This window comes from Nonomuraea sp. NPDC049684 (assembly GCF_044465345.1).
Classification (GTDB): Bacteria; Actinomycetota; Actinomycetes; order Streptosporangiales; family Streptosporangiaceae; genus Nonomuraea.
Map to the genome: position 1 here is coordinate 40,259 of NZ_JBITLO010000014.1, position 14,961 is coordinate 55,219.

Annotated in this window: 18 protein-coding genes; 12 read left to right on the plus strand and 6 right to left on the minus strand. The window is 72.0% G+C overall.

What is annotated here, in order from left to right; all coding sequences use genetic code 11:
* Positions 1-17: 17 nt before the first annotated feature.
* Positions 18-917: an ankyrin repeat domain-containing protein gene (locus ACIBST_RS35510; protein WP_397177964.1), complete on the minus strand. Its 900-nt coding sequence runs from the start codon at positions 915-917 to the stop codon at positions 18-20.
* A 376-nt stretch (positions 918-1,293) separates the two neighbouring features.
* Between ACIBST_RS35510 and ACIBST_RS35515 the strand changes: the two genes are divergently transcribed.
* Positions 1,294-1,959, plus strand: a complete 666-nt coding sequence (locus ACIBST_RS35515; protein ID WP_397177965.1) for a thermonuclease family protein — start codon at positions 1,294-1,296, stop codon at positions 1,957-1,959.
* Between the two features lie 62 nt (positions 1,960-2,021).
* Here ACIBST_RS35515 and ACIBST_RS35520 read toward each other — a convergent pair whose 3' ends face one another.
* Positions 2,022-2,252, minus strand: a complete 231-nt coding sequence (locus ACIBST_RS35520; protein WP_397177966.1) for a hypothetical protein — start codon at positions 2,250-2,252, stop codon at positions 2,022-2,024.
* 147 nt (positions 2,253-2,399) lie between these two features.
* Here ACIBST_RS35520 and ACIBST_RS35525 point away from each other — a divergent pair, with 147 nt between their 5' ends.
* Genes ACIBST_RS35525 through ACIBST_RS35535 form a run of 3 tightly spaced genes read left to right on the plus strand, consistent with a single transcriptional unit; the run spans position 2,400 to position 4,194 of the window.
* The gene (locus tag ACIBST_RS35525; protein ID WP_397177967.1) at positions 2,400-2,780 is read left to right on the plus strand and encodes an ArsR/SmtB family transcription factor; all 381 of its coding nucleotides are present in this window, start codon (positions 2,400-2,402) and stop codon (positions 2,778-2,780) included.
* Complete coding sequence (locus ACIBST_RS35530) at positions 2,777-3,469, plus strand: cation transporter (protein WP_397177968.1); 693 nt, start codon at positions 2,777-2,779, stop codon at positions 3,467-3,469. The genes ACIBST_RS35525 and ACIBST_RS35530 overlap by 4 nt, the downstream gene beginning before the upstream one ends.
* The gene (locus ACIBST_RS35535; protein ID WP_397177969.1) at positions 3,427-4,194 is read left to right on the plus strand and encodes a TSUP family transporter; all 768 of its coding nucleotides are present in this window, start codon (positions 3,427-3,429) and stop codon (positions 4,192-4,194) included. The genes ACIBST_RS35530 and ACIBST_RS35535 overlap by 43 nt, the downstream gene beginning before the upstream one ends.
* A gap of 75 nt (positions 4,195-4,269) precedes the next feature.
* Here the strand turns inward: ACIBST_RS35535 and ACIBST_RS35540 are convergent, their stop codons facing one another.
* Both ACIBST_RS35540 and ACIBST_RS35545 read right to left on the minus strand, forming a co-directional pair.
* The gene (locus ACIBST_RS35540) at positions 4,270-5,406 is read right to left on the minus strand and encodes an RNA polymerase sigma factor (protein ID WP_397177970.1); all 1,137 of its coding nucleotides are present in this window, start codon (positions 5,404-5,406) and stop codon (positions 4,270-4,272) included.
* Positions 5,407-5,444: 38 nt separating this feature from the next.
* Complete coding sequence (locus ACIBST_RS35545) at positions 5,445-5,852, minus strand: YciI family protein (protein WP_397177971.1); 408 nt, start codon at positions 5,850-5,852, stop codon at positions 5,445-5,447.
* A 101-nt stretch (positions 5,853-5,953) separates the two neighbouring features.
* Between ACIBST_RS35545 and ACIBST_RS35550 the strand changes: the two genes are divergently transcribed.
* Together ACIBST_RS35550 and ACIBST_RS35555 are read left to right on the plus strand one after the other, a co-directional pair.
* Positions 5,954-6,838 (plus strand): DUF2268 domain-containing protein, encoded by an 885-nt coding sequence (locus tag ACIBST_RS35550; RefSeq protein ID WP_397177972.1) that lies wholly within the window; start codon positions 5,954-5,956, stop codon positions 6,836-6,838.
* A 10-nt stretch (positions 6,839-6,848) separates the two neighbouring features.
* Positions 6,849-7,607 carry a TipAS antibiotic-recognition domain-containing protein gene (locus tag ACIBST_RS35555; RefSeq protein WP_397177973.1) on the plus strand — a complete coding sequence of 253 codons (759 nt, stop codon included), beginning with the start codon at positions 6,849-6,851 and terminating at the stop codon, positions 7,605-7,607.
* A gap of 32 nt (positions 7,608-7,639) precedes the next feature.
* On the opposite strand, the gene ACIBST_RS35560 is transcribed toward ACIBST_RS35555, so the two are convergent.
* Together ACIBST_RS35560 and ACIBST_RS35565 are read right to left on the minus strand one after the other, a co-directional pair.
* On the minus strand, positions 7,640-8,902 hold the full coding sequence (locus ACIBST_RS35560) for a serine hydrolase domain-containing protein (protein WP_397177974.1): 1,263 nt from the start codon (positions 8,900-8,902) through the stop codon (positions 7,640-7,642).
* A 138-nt stretch (positions 8,903-9,040) separates the two neighbouring features.
* A complete protein-coding gene (locus ACIBST_RS35565) occupies positions 9,041-9,451 on the minus strand; it encodes a hypothetical protein (RefSeq protein WP_397177975.1) in 411 nt (136 codons plus the stop codon).
* Between the two features lie 432 nt (positions 9,452-9,883).
* Here ACIBST_RS35565 and ACIBST_RS35570 point away from each other — a divergent pair, with 432 nt between their 5' ends.
* The 6 genes from ACIBST_RS35570 to ACIBST_RS35595 all read left to right on the plus strand — a co-directional run bounded on the left by ACIBST_RS35570 (position 9,884) and on the right by ACIBST_RS35595 (position 14,958).
* On the plus strand, positions 9,884-10,798 hold the full coding sequence (locus ACIBST_RS35570; protein WP_397177976.1) for a DMT family transporter: 915 nt from the start codon (positions 9,884-9,886) through the stop codon (positions 10,796-10,798).
* 139 nt (positions 10,799-10,937) lie between these two features.
* Positions 10,938-12,407, plus strand: a complete 1,470-nt coding sequence (locus ACIBST_RS35575; RefSeq protein WP_397177977.1) for an AMP-binding protein — start codon at positions 10,938-10,940, stop codon at positions 12,405-12,407.
* A 48-nt stretch (positions 12,408-12,455) separates the two neighbouring features.
* Positions 12,456-12,752 (plus strand): acyl carrier protein, encoded by a 297-nt coding sequence (locus ACIBST_RS35580; protein WP_397177978.1) that lies wholly within the window; start codon positions 12,456-12,458, stop codon positions 12,750-12,752.
* On the plus strand, positions 12,749-13,123 hold the full coding sequence (locus ACIBST_RS35585) for an ectoine synthase (protein ID WP_357965497.1): 375 nt from the start codon (positions 12,749-12,751) through the stop codon (positions 13,121-13,123). The genes ACIBST_RS35580 and ACIBST_RS35585 overlap by 4 nt, the downstream gene beginning before the upstream one ends.
* Positions 13,124-13,138: 15 nt before the next feature.
* Positions 13,139-14,305, plus strand: a complete 1,167-nt coding sequence (locus tag ACIBST_RS35590) for an acyl-CoA dehydrogenase family protein (RefSeq protein ID WP_397177979.1) — start codon at positions 13,139-13,141, stop codon at positions 14,303-14,305.
* A complete protein-coding gene (locus ACIBST_RS35595) occupies positions 14,302-14,958 on the plus strand; it encodes a transglutaminase family protein (protein WP_397177980.1) in 657 nt (218 codons plus the stop codon). Before ACIBST_RS35590 ends, ACIBST_RS35595 begins: the two co-directional genes overlap by 4 nt.
* Positions 14,959-14,961 lie beyond the last annotated feature (3 nt).

Below are 14,961 nucleotides of genomic sequence, written 5' to 3' on the forward strand. Positions count from 1 at the left end.
GTACTGGCCTACCGGCGTCAGCCGCGCGGCGGGAGGTGCAGCCAGATGTCGGGCGGCCCCAGGACGGGCCGGGCGTCGGTGAGCCGCAACCCGGTGTACGCGCAGCAGTACGCCACCCCCTCCCCCTGGTAGAGGAAGGCGTTCAGCACCTCGTCCGCCGAGCTGTCCGGCGACACCCAGCCGCCGCCCGGATGGGCGTCCCACTCCTCGACGATCCCGTCGCGCGAGCTGTAGCCCTGGTTGCCGCCCTTGGGATCGGCGTACATCGCGTAGCAGACCGTCCCGGCCGAGAGGCGGTTGATCACGTCGGGGCTGGTCACCTCGGAACCCCGGCGCCGGCTGACCACGCATCCGCCCGGCACGTCGGTGGCTCCGACCAGGCCGTTCCCCTCGCCCGGGTACGGCTCGTCGAGGACCCCGTCGATCCCCGCGCCCTCGGCCACCGTCGCCCCCAGCCGCCGAGCGGCCTCCGCCGCGGTGACGCCCGCGACGCACACCAGCCCCAGCCCGTCGTACTCGAAGTCGCCCAGGGCCTCGATCAGCCGCTCGGCCTCCACGACGGCGGCGTTCTCCGCCTCAGACAGCGTGGGCTTGTCGCGCGGGAAGGGGAAGAACAGGCCCGGATGGGGACCGGCCAGGCTGAGCCGCCCGGGCGACCAGCCGCCGGTCATCGGCCGCCACGGATCGGCCCCGGCGGCGACCAGGGCGAGCGCGTTGTCCCGCTGCTGGGCGAACACGGCCCGCCAGAGCGCGCTGTGCCCCTCGTACGCGGCGTCGACGTCGCGGACCCGGCGGGCCAGCTCGGCGACCACCTCGGGCGAGCCGTACTCGGCCGCGAGGTGGAGGGGCGGCCCCTCGTGCCACAGGTCGGCATGCGGATCGGCGCCGGAGTCGAGGCGGGCGCGGATCTCGCTCACATCGGACCAGTCATCCCAGCTCAAGCCCACCCAACCGGCTTCCTTGGCGACAACCACGACACTCCCCCAGAGGCAGGCAGCTTATCGAACACCAGTACGAGCATATCGCGGCTCCAGCACGGGATCGTTCCCGGCGACCCACCCGCCCCCGCACGCGCGACCGGCCGCGCGAGACGGGCCGAGAAGGGCCGCCCAAGCCTCTGACCTTGGACGTCGGCCACCCCGCGGGGGCCGGCGACCAGTCAAACCCTAAGCGCAGCGTCGCCGCACCTCGACCAGGAGTGACATAACCGTGCCCTTCCGGCGGTACACCCCTGTCTCCGTCGGCGCGTCTCCTCCCGTCCGGACCATCCGTCCCTGGAGTCACGCCATGCCTATGAACGCGAGTACGGCCAGGATCGTCACCGCCATGGCCGCCCTGCTGCCCCTCACCTTCGCCCTGAGCACGCCGGCCGACGCGGCCGCCGTCCCCGCAGGCACGGTCGCGGCCCGGGTCGTCAAGGTCGTGGACGGCGACACCATCGACGTCGTGCGCGGCACCACGAAGATCCGCGTGCAGCTGCTCGGCGTGGACGCGCCCGAGCGCGGGCGGTGCTGGTCCAGGGCGGCCACCGCCCGTACGGCGGCGCTCCTACCGCCCGGGACGACGGCCCACCTGCTCACCGCCAAGACGCCCGGCCGCCCGCCCTCGCACGTGTGGAACGCCAAGGGCGTGCACGTCAACCGCAACCTGATCCGCTACGGCTACGGCAAGGCCGTCCCCTCCAAGCCGAACGACGGATACACGAGCCTCTTCCGCACGGAACAGGCGAAGGCCAAGGCGGAGAAGCTGCGGATCTGGTCCGGCAGGTGTGACACGTCCACCTCCACACCGACCCCGTCCCCGTCCCCCACTCCGACCCCGCCTACCGGCAACGACCCGCGCTTCCGTACCTGCGCCGAGGCGAACGCCGCCGGCTACGGCCCGTACCGCCGCGGCATCGACCCCGAGTACGCCTGGTACCAGGACCGCGACGGCGACGGAGTCGTCTGCGAACGCTGACCCGCACCACCCGCCCGAACGTCCCGGCCGACCGGCCGGGACACAGGCCGATCGGCGGGGAGTCAGCGAGCGGAACGCGCCAGGATCGCCGCCTCGACGCGCAGCCCGACCCCGACCAGCGCGACGACCAGCAGGAACGCCAGCCAGGGCAGCGGCGGGCTCGACCACCGCAGCAGCATGAACGCGGCCGAGGCCAGCCCCGCCGCGATGCCGGCCGTCCCGAGCACCCGAAGGATCACGACGGTCTCGCGCTCATCGGGGGCGAGGCGGCCCCCCTGCCCTGACGTACTCACGAAGGCGAGCCTCCCAGACCCCGAACCGTCCCGATAGACCTGACAGAAGCTCCACGAGCAGGGACAGACACCGGACGACGAGAGATCAACCCCCAGGCGAGACCACCGCACTCGCCATAGATGCTGATTTCGGGCTAACATCGCCATATGGCGATTGATCTCGAAGGTGGCCGTTGTGTCAGTGCGGACATCGCCGCCGGCATCTCCCCCGCGGCCGCGCTGTTCCACTCCCTGGCCGACGAGACCCGGCTGCGCATCGTCCAGCGGCTGGCCCGCGGCGAGGCCCGCGTGGTCGACCTGACCACCCAGCTCGGCCTGGCCCAGTCCACGGTGTCCAAGCATCTGGCCTGCCTGCGCGACTGCGGCCTGATCGACTACCGCGCCGAGGGCCGCCAGTCGTTCTATGCCCTGACCCGGCCCGAGCTGATGGACCTGCTCGCCTCCGCCGAGCACCTGCTGGCCGCCGCCGGCCACGCAGTGACGCTGCGTCCCGCCCCCGCCGGGGCCGCAGAGGAGCCGAGGTCGTGACCGCCGCGCACCTCACCGCCCCGGCGCGCCGGGCGGCCCTGCGGCGCCGCATCCGCCTGCTGGTCGCGGCCACCATCACCTACAACGTGATCGAGGCGGTGGTGGCCGTCACCGCCGGCGCCCTGGCCTCCTCCGCCGCGCTGGTCGGGTTCGGCCTGGACTCGATGGTGGAGGTCGCCTCGGCGGCCGCGGTGGCCTGGCAGTTCTCCGCGGCCGACCACGAAAGGCGGGAGAGGACGGCCCTGCGCGTGATCGCGATCTCCTTCTTCGCGCTGGCCGCCTACGTCACCTTCGACGCCGTCCGCACGCTGCTGGGGGCGGGCGAGGCGGAGCATTCGACGCCCGGCCTGATCCTGGCCGCGTTGTCGCTGGTGATCATGCCGTTCCTGTCCCGCGCGCAGCGCCGCGCCGGGCGCGAGCTCGGCTCCGCCTCCGCGGTGGCCGACTCCAGGCAGACCCTGCTGTGCACCTACCTGTCCGGCGTGCTGCTGGTGGGCCTGGCGCTCAACAGCCTGTTCGGCTGGTCCTGGGCCGACCCGGTCGCCGCGCTGGTGATCGCGGCCGTCGCGGTCAAGGAGGGCCGCGAAGCCTGGCGCGGTGACGCCTGCTGCGCCGTCCCGGCCGGTCCTGAGGAGCAGGCGGACGGATGCGCCGGCTGCGCCCCTGGCTGCTCCTGCTGCCCGGCGTGAACACCGTCCTGGTCGTGGTCGTGATGGTGGCGGCGACGTTCGCCACCGCGACGCTGTCGGCGGTGGCCGGGTTCGGCGGCGGGGTGCTGCTGCTGCCGGTGTTCGTCGCGGTCCTGGGCGCCCGGGACGCCGTCGCGGTGCTGACCGTCGCGCAGCTCGCCGGCAACGGCAGCCGGGTGTGGTTCAACCGGGACGAGGTCGACCGCCGGCTGGTGGGCGTCTTCGCGGCGGGGGCGGTGCCCGCCGCCGCGGCCGGCGCGCTGGTGTTCGCCGCCGCCCCGCTGGCCGCGCTGACCCGGGTCATCGGGGTGTTCCTGCTGGTCATGGTGGTCTGGCGACGCAGGCGGCCGCATGGCGTCCGGCTGGACGACGCGGCGTTCGCGGCCGTCGGAGCCGTGTCCGGGTTCGGTTCGGCGCTGGTCGGCTCGATAGGGCCGTTGGTCGCGCCGTTCTTCCTGGCCCGTGGCCTGCTGCGGGGGGCCTACATCGGCACGGAGGCCGCGGCGGCGGTGGTGATGCACCTGACCAAGCTGGTCGTCTTCGGCGCGGCCGCCGTGCTCACCACGTCCGGCGTCGCCACCGGGCTGGCCCTGGCGCCGGCGAGCGCGGCCGGGGCCTGGACCGGCAAGAAGATCGTCGACCGGCTGCCCGCCGGCGCGTTCGTGGCGGTGGTCGAGGTGGGGCTGGTCGCGTCCGGGCTGGTGCTCGTCGTCACCGGAGGCTGAGGATCCGGCCGCCTGGACGACGTCAGCCCCGGCCCCTCACGCCCCGCGCAGCCGGGCGACGTCAGGCCCGATCCTTCACGCCCCGCGCAGCCGGGCGGCCTGGCGCGTGAGGTGGTCGCGTTCGGGGACGGTGGGCGCCGATCGGGCGGCCTCGGTGTAGAGCCGTGCCGCGGTGGCCGGGTCGCCGGCACGTTCGTGCAGGTAGGCCGCGACGGCGGCGTGGCGGGGCAATGCCGGGTCGAGCTCGGCCAGGGCGGCCAGGCCGGCCCGCGGCCCGTCGGCCTCGCCGACGGCGACGGCCCGGTTGAGGTGGGCCACCGGGCTGCCGGTCAGGCGCACCAGCTCGTCGTACCACTCGACGATCTGCACCCAGTCGGTCTCCCCGGCCGTCGGGGCGTCGGCGTGCAGCGCGGCGATGGCGGCCTGGGCCTGGAACTCGCCCAGGCGGTCGCGGGCGAGGGCCGCCTGGAGCACGTCGACGCCCTCGGCGATCAGGCGGGTGTCCCACAGGCCGCGGTCCTGCTCGGCGAGAGGCACGAGGCGCCCGTCGGGAGCGGTGCGCGCCGGACGCCGGGCGTGGTGCAGCAGCATGAGCGCGAGCAGGCCCGCGACCTCCTCGTGCTTGACCTTCGCCGCGAGCAGCCGGGTGAGCCGGATCGCCTCGGCGGCGAGGTCGACGTCGCCGGAGTAGCCCTCGTTGAAGACCAGGTAGAGCACGCGCAGCACGGTGGCGACGTCGCCGGGCTGGTTGAACCGCACGCCGGAGACGGTGCGCTTGGCCCGGCTGATCCGCTGGGCCATGGTCGCCTCCGGCACCAGGTACGCCTGCGCGATCTGGCGCGTGGTCAGGCCGCCGACCGCGCGCAGCGTGAGCGCGACCGCCGAGGCCGGCGTCAGGGACGGGTGCGCGCACAGGAAGTACAGCTGGAGCGTGTCGTCCACCGCCTCCCCGGGGCCCGGCGCGGGCTCGCTGTCGACGCGGGTCTCGCGGTGCCGCCGGGAGGCGTCGGCGCGGGCGGCGTCGAGGAACTTGCGCCAGGCGACGGTGACCAGCCAGCCCTTGGGGTCGCGGGGCGGGTCGTCCGGCCACACGCGCACGGCCTCGGCCAGGGCGTCCTGGACGGCGTCCTCGGCCGCCGCGAAGTCCGCGCCGCGGCGGACGACGACGCCGATCACCTCGGGCACCAGCTCCCGCAGCAGCGACTCGTCCACCCGTCCACCAGGCGCTTCCCGGTCAGGCAACGACTCGTTCACTCGGCCACCAGGTGCGGCCCGGTCAGGAACGGCCGTACCTCCAGCCATTCGTGGATCGGCTCGCCGCCCGCGCCCGGAGCCGCGGACAGCTCGCCGGCCAGGTGCAGCGCCCGTTCGTAGCTCGCGACGTCGATCACCATCCAGCCGGCGATCAGGTCCTTGGTCTCGGCGAACGGGCCGTCGGTGACCGGCGGCCGCCCCTCGCCGTCGTAGCGGACGAACGTGCCCTCGGGCGAGAGCCCCTGACTGTCGACGAACTCGCCGCTCTCCTGCAGCCGGGCGGCGAAGTCCCGCATGTACTGGACGTGCGCCGCGACCTCCTCCGGCGTCCACTGGCCCATCGGCACGTCGTTGACCGCCGCCGGCGCGCCCCGGTAGTGCTTGAGCAGCAGGTATTTGGCCATCGGGTTCTCCTTCGAACTGTCCGGCCCAGTCTGGCGGGGTTCCGCCCCGGGACAAAACCCGGTTTGACGTTGACGTTGCGTCAACTTCTAGCATCGGGGCCATGTCGATCACCGTTCTTGACACCGGCTCCGCCATGCGGCGGATCCTGCTGGCCCCGATGGCGGACCGCGCCGGCCTGCTGCGTTCGATGCTGGAGCCCAACGCCGGCATGTACCGCCACTACCCGGGCGAGGTCGATCTCGTGTCCGTGCATCGCCAGACCTCCGGGTTCCCCATCGACCGTGACGAGGAGCGCTGCCTCGACGCGCTGGACGCCCTGGAGGCGGCCGGAGCCTGGGAGCGGATGCGGCGCGCGCTCGACGACGCTCTGGCCGTGCTGGTGGAGGCGACGCCGGGGTTGCAGGTCCCGGACATCACCGTGCTGTTCGTGCTGGGCGACCCGGCCGACGAGCATTTCATGGGCCCCTGCAAGGGGCTGACCGGGTTCGGCGGCATCTCGGGCAACATCGCCATCACGTTGTGGCCCTTCCCCGAGAACGTGGAGCGGCTGGAGGCCACCGCCGTCCACGAGCTCCACCACAACCTGCGGTGGAGCCCGGGTGGAGTGGTGTGGGACCCGATGACCGTCACGGTCGGCGAGCACATCGTCGGCGAGGGCCTGGCCGACGCCTTCGCCCGCCAGCTCTACGGCGACGAGCTCGGCTACGCCCGCATCGGCGTGCCGCACCTGCACGACGACGCGGTCTTCGACAAGGTGCTCACCGGCCTCGACGTGACGGGCATGCAGAACTTCACCGCCTGGGTCCACGGCGACCCCGGCGCCGAGCACCTCGGCGTCACCCCGGTGGGCCTGCCGATGGGCGCCGGGTACGCCGCGGGCAACCGGCTGGTCGACGCCTACCTGGCCGCGACGGGTCAGACGGCGGCGCAGGCCCTGCACGCCGACAGCGCGGAGATCATCGCGACCACGCTCCGCCGCGGGTGACACTGGAACGATGGAGTGGACGATCCAGGAGCTGGCGGCCAGGGCCGGCGTCAGCAGCCGTACCCTGCGGCACTACGACGGCGTCGGGCTCCTGACTCCGTCCCGGGTGGGCGCGAACGGCCACCGCCACTACGACTCCGCCGCGGTCCTGCGGCTCCAGCGGATCCTGCTCCTGCGCCGGCTCGGCATGGGCCTGCCGGCCATCGCCGAGGTCCTGGCCGAGGAGGTGGACGCGGGCGACGGCCTGCGTGCCCACATCGCTGCCCTGGAGGAGGAGCGCGACCGCATCGACCGGCAGATCAGCTCCGTGCGTCACGCCCTGGACGCCCTGCTGGCGGGCGCCGAACCGCGGATGGACGTCATGCTGGCCGGCTTCAACGACCACTACAAGGACGACGTGATCGCGCGCTGGGGCGAGCGCGCGTTCCAGGTGAGCAACGACTGGTGGCACGGCAAGACGCTCGACCAGCAGCGGGCCTGGAAGCGGGCGGCCGAGGACCTGGTCGCCGCGTGGGTCGCCGCGGCGCGGGCCGGGGTCTCCCCCACCTCCGAGCGCGCCCAGTCGCTGGCCGCCCGGCACGTGCAGTGGCTGAGCCAGATCCCGGGCACGCCCACGGCCGAGGGCGACCGGGAGCGCTCGATCGAGATGGTGAGCTGCCTCGGCGACATGTACGTCGATGACCCCCGCTTCGCCGACATGTACGACGACGCCGCCGGGGCGAGGTTCGTCCGCGACGCGTTGCAGGCGTACGCCCGCACCCGCATGTAACCGCCGTCCCAGGCCCACGGCGGGCCCACCCGTCAGAAGTAGCGGGACGTCAGGTCCGTCGTGGGCCAGGAGGAGACGGTGACCTTGTTCATGTCGTCGTCGAGCGTGTCGAAGTCGAGCGAGCCGGTCTCCTCCCTGCGGTTGAACACGACCGCGTAGCTGAAGCCGTTCTGCAGCCGGGCCAGGTAGGAGTACGTGCCGGGCATCGAGCCGTCGTGCCAGGTGTTGAGGTGGCCGGTGACCTGGCGCACCCACCAGCCGCCGCCGTACCAGGATCCGTACTGGTTGACGCCGATCTCCGGCTTGGCGACCAGCTTGGCGATCGAGGCCGAGCTCAGCACCGTGCCGGGCTTGTCGAAGGCGAGCGTCCAGCGCACCAGGTCGACGGCGGAGGCCAGCCAGCCGCCGTTGGCGTCCTGGTTGGGCATGTTGAAGCCGCCGTACTGGTAGGGGACGACGGTGCCGGAGGCGTCCACCACCGACTTGTTCGTGTACTGCGACTCGTAGGCGACCTCGCCGGGCGCGGCCTCGCTCCGCAGGCTGCGGCCGAGCCGCATGCGGGTGATGCCGAGCGGCTGGAGCAGCTTGCTCTTGACGTACGACTCGTACGACATGCCGGAGACCTTCTCGATCACGCGGCCCAGCAGCAGGTAGCCGTAGTTGCTGTAGACCATCTTGGTGCCGGGGTCGAAGTCGAGCTTCCGGGCGGTGGCGTACTTGACGATGTCGGCGTGGCTGATCGGCAGCGGCACGTCGAGCGCGGCGGCGATGGTGTGGTCCAGCCAGAGCTGGTCCTTGGAGACGCCGCGGTCCCAGCCGCCGAGGTGCTGCATGAGGCGCAGCACGGTGACCTGGCCCATGCGCTCGTCGAGCGGGGTGAGCCCGAGGAGCTGGGTGACCTTGGCCGACAGGCTCAGCTTGCCGTCCTGCACCAGCCGCATGATCGCGGCGGAGGTGATGTTCTTGCTCAGGCTGGCGATCCGGAACAAGGACGTCGGCGTGACCGCGGGCAGCGCCCTGGAGAAGTCGTTGTAGCGGTAGCCCCGGGCCAGCACGATCTTGCCGCTCTTCATGATGGCGAGCTGCGCGGCGGTGATCTTCCGGTCCAGCACGAACTTCTTCAGCAGATTGTCGAACCCGGCCAGCGAGGCGGGCGCGACGCCCGACATCTCGACCCCGGGCAGCTCGGGCCGCGCCGCCCGGGCCGCCTGGGCAGCCGTTGCGGGTGCGAGGATCGCGGCCGGAACCGCGATCGCGCCGGTTTTGAGAAGATTTCGCCGGGACAGCAGCGTCACGTCAGGGCCCCCAAGTCACATCCGTACCATTAGGGCCCGTATCTTACGGACTTTTCAGTCATCCTTGACAAGGATCTGCCAGATCGCGCCCGGCCGCAGCCCGGCGACCTCGCCGCCGGGCCGGAGCGCCGAACGAGCCTAGACCCGGGTCATCGTGGACTGGTAGCCGCCGCCGGGCCACTCCCAGGCGCCGGCGTTGGTGGCGCCGTCCTCGCTGAACTTGCCGACGAAGCGGGCGGGCGAGCCCTGGTCGCCGTACCAGATGGTCAGCGTGTCGCCGCTGACCTCCCAGGTGTACTTGAGGATCTCGGCGGACTGGCCGAACAGGTGCGACTTGAGGGTCTTGCTCTCCTCGTCGTAGCCGATGTACTCCACGGCCTTGGTGTCGGCCAGGTCGACGTGCTGGACCAGGAAGTTGCCGCCCTCCAGCCATTCGAAGCGCACGGTGCCGGCGTCGGTCGCCTTGCCGTCCTCGACGTTGCTGACCCGCCAGGTGCCGATGAGGACGTCGAGCTGCCGGAGCGCGGGATTGGGGGTTTTATCGGTCATGGTGGTTTCCCTCCGTTTCAGGGTGACAGTGCACGGCTTGGCGCGGCGGGACCAGCGGCCCGATGCCGTCCGGCGAGGGCCGGTGATTCGCGACTGACCTGCGAGGACACCGATCGGCGGCACTCCGGTCGCGCGTCCAGCATCCCTTGGTGCCGAGCCGATTGTCCACTGAAAGAGCACGTTGAAAGAAGCCGCGACACGGGCGCCGTGCGATTCTCGGGAAGAAATGCTTTCGTGCGGGAATTGTCGCGCGGCAGCGAATAGGCTGGAGGATTTTCATGGATTCGCCGTCGGTCTTCCGCAGGCCGCCGGCCCGCATCCCCGGCGCCGCTCCCGCCCTTCCCTCTCCGCCCTCCCCTCCCGCTGCACCGCCGGCCGCTCCCCCGCCCTTCGCCTGAGCAGACCGTCCATCTCGACCCCAAGGAGACGCCTGTGAGCCGCCGTGGCTGGGTGCTGTTCGCCCTGATGTCCGTGATCTGGGGCATCCCCTACCTCCTCATCAAGGTCGCGGTCGGCGGCGTGCCGGTGCCCGTGCTGGTCTTCGCGCGCACCGCGATCGGCGCCGCGCTGCTGCTGCCGCTGGCGATCCGCGGCGGGCAGCTCGCGATGGTCCGGCGGTACTGGCGGCCGGTCACCGCGTTCGCCTGCCTGGAGATCCTGGCGCCCTGGTGGCTGCTGTCGGACGCAGAACGGCGGCTGACCAGCTCGACCAGCGGCCTGCTGATCGCCGCGGCGCCCATCCTCGGCGTGGCGCTGGCCCGCCTGAGCGGCGGCGGCGAACGGCTCGGCAGGGCCCGCTGGACCGGGCTGGTGATCGGCCTGGCCGGCGTCGCCGTGCTGGCCGGGCCGCACCTGGGCGGCGGGGACGCCTGGGCGATGGGCGAGGTGCTGCTGACCGCGCTGTGCTACTCGATCGCCCCGCTCGTCGCCGACCGGCACCTGCGGGACCTCCCGACCATCCCGCTGACGGCCGCCTGCCTCACCCTGGCCGCGCTGGTCTACACGCCCGCCGCGATCTGGACCTGGCCGTCGGCCCTGCCGAGCTGGCAGGTGCTGGCGGCGCTGGGCGGCCTCGGCGTGGTCTGCACCGGCCTGGCGTTCGTGGTGTTCGTGGAGCTCATCAAGGAGGCCGGGCCGTCGCGGGCGCTGGTGTCGACGTACATGAACCCGGCGGTGGCGATCGTCGCCGGGGTGCTGATCCTGGACGAGCCGCTGACCGCCCTGATCGTCGTCTCGTTCGCGCTGATCCTGGGCGGCTGCGTGCTGGCCACCCGCGCCGAGGAGGAGCCGCCCGCCCCGGCGGCCGGCCCGCCGGAGCGGGCCGAGGAACTGGAAGTACGGTCCTGACCCGTTCTCGTGGTCGAGGCGTTGCAGGAAGCTGCCGGACGCGGGCAATTAGCTGAGGCCCGCATTCCCGATATTGCGGTCGCACATCGAACAAAATCATTGGTATCCGACGACCAAGAAATCGATGGGTGACCTTCCGATGACCACAGAACTGCTCCGCGATTTCATCGCGCATGCCGAGAGAGAACCGTCCGCGACGGCGCTGCGCACCAGGACGGAAAAAGTCGGCTACGCCGAACTGGCCGCCATGGCCGGACGGGCCCAGAAAGAACTGGACGCATTTCCGCCGGGCCCGGTCGCGGTGCTCGCCCGCAAGTCGCCGCAGGCGGTCGCGCTCGTGCTCGGCTGCCTGGCGGCCGGGCGTCCGCTGCTGCTGCCGCCGATCGACCTCGGCGCGGTCGCGCTCGGCGAGTTGTGCGCGCGGGCGGGCTGCGTCGAGGTGCTGGCCGCCACCCCCGAGGACGCCGCCGAACACCCCGACGTGGTCACCGCCGTGATCGGCGGGCCCGGCGGTGAACACAGCGGCGGACCCGCGGTTCCCGAGCCGGTGGCGGTCGCCGATCAGGACACCGCGTTCATGCTGACCACGTCCGGCTCGACCGGCACCCCGAAGGTCGTCCCGCTGTCGGCGGGCGCGGTGGCGCGGTTCACCGGCTGGGCCGGCGAGGCGTTCGGCCTCGGCCCCGGCGAGGTGGTGTTCAACTACGCGCCGCTCAACTTCGACCTGTGCCTGCTGGACGTGTGGGCCACGCTGCGGCACGGCGGATGCGTCGCCCTGGTCGACCCCGCGCTGGCCGCCAACCCGCGCTACGTCTGCGACTTCTTCGCCGCCTGCGAGGTCACCGTCGTCCAGGGCGTGCCCATGCTGTACCAGCTGCTGGAGGAGGGGGTCTTCCCCGGCGTGCGGCACGTCATCGTCACCGGCGACCACGCGCCGGTCCCGCTGCGCGCCGGCCTGCCGCGCAGGTTCCCGCGCGCCCGGCTGCACAACGTCTACGGCTGCACCGAGACCAACGACAGCTTCTGGCACGAGTTCGACGCCGCCGAGGCGGCCGGGCCCGCCCCCCTGCCGATCGGCCGCCCGCTGCCCGGCGTCGTCGTGGCCTTCGGCCCCGGCCTGGACCCCGTCCCGCCGGACGACGGCGGCACCGAGCTCCTGGTCTGGACGCCCTTCCAGACCGACGGGTACGTGACCCCCGACCCGGCCGCGGCGACCGGCAGGTTCGTGACCGGGCCGGACGGCCGCCGCTTCTTCCGCACCGGCGACCTGGTCCGCCGGGACGCCGCCGGCCGGCTGTTCCTCGTCGGCCGGGACGACTTCCAGCTCAAGGTGCGCGGCGTCCGGGTCAACCTGGAGCAGATCGAGCGGGTGCTGCTGGAGCACGACGACGTCCTGGAGGCCGCGGTCGTCCCGGCCGTGGACGGCGCCGAGACCCGGCTCACCGCGTTCGTCCGCGGGACCGGGCCGGGGCGGCTGTCGGGGCTGCGCCTGCGTACGCACTGCGCGATGCGGCTGCCGCGGGCCGCGATCCCGTCCGCCATCAAGCTGGTCGAGCAGCCGTTCCCGCGCACCTCGACCGGAAAGGTGGACAGAAAGCGCATCGGCTGACACGCAAAAACCTATTGCGGGCACGCGCATTCTCGGAGATGCGTACGCGTGCGCGCGCGTGTGATGCTGCCTTTCGTGGACATCACACACCAGATTAAAGAATTCGTGGTGACCGAGTATCTCCCCGATACTCCGCCCGACGAACTCGAGGCCGACTACGACCTTTTCCGCAACGGGGTCATCAGCAGTCTGGGCCTGTTGAAGCTCATCGGCTGGATCAAGGACCGGTTCGACGTCCCGGTCGACGAGCTGGACATCGCCCCGGAGAACTTCAGGACCGTGGCCGCCATTCGTGAATTCGTCGGAAAAGCATTATCAGCACCAGCAGAACGGACACTGCAATGATCATCCGCAAGATCTCTGACGTGACGCCGGTCGAGTGGGGGAACGGCCTGAGCCACCGCTTCCTGGTCGAGCGCGACGGCATGGGCTACTCGCTCACCGACACGATCGTCTGGGCCGGCACAAGCTCCCCCCTCCAGTACCGCAAGCACCTGGAGGCGTGCTACTGCATCAGCGGCCGGGGCGCCGTGATCGACGCCGACGGCCGCCAGCACGTCCTGGAGCCGGGCACCATGTACGCGCTCGACCAGAACGACCCGCACCACCTGATCGCCGACCCCGGCGAGGACCTGCGGCTGATCTGCGTCTTCTCCCCCGCGTTGCAGGGCGACGAGCGCCACCAGCTCGCTGAGGCGCAGTTCTCCCACTACTGACGGATCTGGTCACCCATGGACGAGTGGAGCGACACACACCGCGAGCTCAGGGCCGAGTTCGCGGACTGGTACGAGGTGCTGGGCGAAGGCCACCTGGACGCCGACCGGGACGCCGACCGGACCGCCGGGCTGCCGGCGCACAAGTGGGAGCAGGTGCGCGCCTCCGGGCTGCTGCGCCTGCCGTTCTCCCCCGAATGGGGCGGCCGCGGCCTGGACCTGCTCAGCACCATGTACGTCCTGGAGGGCCTCGGCGAGGGCTGCCGGGACGGCGGGCTGTGCTTCTCGCTCTGCACGCAGATCGTGAGCGCCGGGATCCCGCTGCAACGCTTCGGCAGCCCCGAGCTGAAGGCCCGCCACCTGCCCGGCATCTGCGACGGCACGACGATCACCGCGCACGCGATCACCGACCCCGGGGGCGGCTCCGACGTGCTGGGCATGGGCATGACCGCCAAACCGGACGGCGACGACTGGGTCCTCGACGGCGACAAGGTGTTCGTGACCAACGGCCCGGTAGCCGACCTGATCGTGGTCTACGCGGTGACCGACCGCGACCTGGGCCCGTTCGGCCTGACCGCCTTCCTGGTCGAACGGGACACCCCCGGCCTGCTGACCGGCCCGGACGTGCCCAAGATGGGCTTGCGCACGTCCCCGCTCGGCGAGCTGACGCTGCGCGACTGCCGGGTCCCGGCCGCCAACGTGGTCGGCCGGCCCGGCATGGGCTTCACCGTGCTGGAGCACGTGATGCGGTGGGAGATCCTGTGCTCCTTCATCGTCCAGGCCGGCGCGATGCGGCACCGGCTGGACCGCTGCGTCGAGCACGCCTCCCGGCGCCGCCAGTTCGGCCGGCCGATCGGCTCGTTCCAGCATGTCGCCGGCCAGATCGTGGACATGAAGATCGGCGTGGAGACCGCCCGGCGCTGGCTGTACGACGCCGCGCGCGGCTTCGCCGCCGGCCGGGACGTCGCCACCGACATCGCGATCGCCAAGGTGGTCACCAGCGAGGCGAACGTCAGGTCGGCGCTGGCCGCGATCCAGATCTTCGGCGGCAGCGGCTACCTGACCGGGACCGGGCTGGAGAAGGAGCTCCGGGACGCGGTCGGCGGCACCATCTACTCCGGCACCTCGGAGATGCAACGGATCCGCATCGCCCGGATGCTCGGCCTCAAGGAGTCACACACATGACCGCTGACCTGGCCGCCACGAAGTTCCTGGACGCCGGCCACCCCGTGGTGCGCGAGTTCGCCGAACAGGCCGTCGAGGGCGCCGGCACGCCCACCGAGCAGGCCGTACGCCTCTACTACAAGGTGCGCGACACCATCCTGTACGACGTCTACGACATCGACATGTCCCGCGACGGCCTGCGGGCCAGCACGATCATCGCCCGGGGCAGCGGCTTCTGCCTGCACAAGTCGGTGGTGTACGCCGCCGCCGCCCGCGCGCTCGGCATCCCGTCCCGGCTGGTGTTCGCCGACGTGCGCAACCACCTGGCCTCCGGACGGCTCAAGGAGCTCGTCGGCGGCGACGTGTTCCGCTTCCACGGCCTGGTCTCCGTCCAGCTCGACGGCCGCTGGGTGAAGGCCACCCCCGTGTTCAACAAGATGTTGTGCCGGCTGTACCGCCTGAAGCCCCTGGAGTTCGACGGCACCGCCGACAGCGTCTACCACCCGCACGACGAGTCAGGCCGGCGGCACATGGAGTTCCTGCACTGGCACGGCGAGTTCGACGACTTCCCCTACGAGCTGGTCCTGGAGGGCTTCAGGACGGCCCACCCCGCGCTGCTGGGCGGCCGGGACCAGACCGTGAAGGGCTCGCTGACCGCGGAAGCGGGCGTCTGACAT

Excerpts from the sequence above, each read along its gene's own strand:
- ACIBST_RS35515 (WP_397177965.1), top strand. The coding sequence starts at position 1,294 with ATGAACGCGAGTACGGCCAGGATCGTCACCGCCATGGCCGCCCTGCTG.
- ACIBST_RS35525 (WP_397177967.1), top strand. The coding sequence starts at position 2,400 with ATGGCGATTGATCTCGAAGGTGGCCGTTGTGTCAGTGCGGACATCGCC.
- ACIBST_RS35535 (WP_397177969.1), top strand. The coding sequence starts at position 3,427 with ATGCGCCGGCTGCGCCCCTGGCTGCTCCTGCTGCCCGGCGTGAACACC.
- ACIBST_RS35545 (WP_397177971.1), bottom strand. The coding sequence starts at position 5,852 with ATGGCCAAATACCTGCTGCTCAAGCACTACCGGGGCGCGCCGGCGGCG.
- ACIBST_RS35550 (WP_397177972.1), top strand. The coding sequence starts at position 5,954 with ATGTCGATCACCGTTCTTGACACCGGCTCCGCCATGCGGCGGATCCTG.
- ACIBST_RS35555 (WP_397177973.1), top strand. The coding sequence starts at position 6,849 with ATGGAGTGGACGATCCAGGAGCTGGCGGCCAGGGCCGGCGTCAGCAGC.
- ACIBST_RS35565 (WP_397177975.1), bottom strand. The coding sequence starts at position 9,451 with ATGACCGATAAAACCCCCAATCCCGCGCTCCGGCAGCTCGACGTCCTC.
- ACIBST_RS35575 (WP_397177977.1), top strand. The coding sequence starts at position 10,938 with ATGACCACAGAACTGCTCCGCGATTTCATCGCGCATGCCGAGAGAGAA.
- ACIBST_RS35585 (WP_357965497.1), top strand. The coding sequence starts at position 12,749 with ATGATCATCCGCAAGATCTCTGACGTGACGCCGGTCGAGTGGGGGAAC.
- ACIBST_RS35590 (WP_397177979.1), top strand. The coding sequence starts at position 13,139 with ATGGACGAGTGGAGCGACACACACCGCGAGCTCAGGGCCGAGTTCGCG.
- ACIBST_RS35595 (WP_397177980.1), top strand. The coding sequence starts at position 14,302 with ATGACCGCTGACCTGGCCGCCACGAAGTTCCTGGACGCCGGCCACCCC.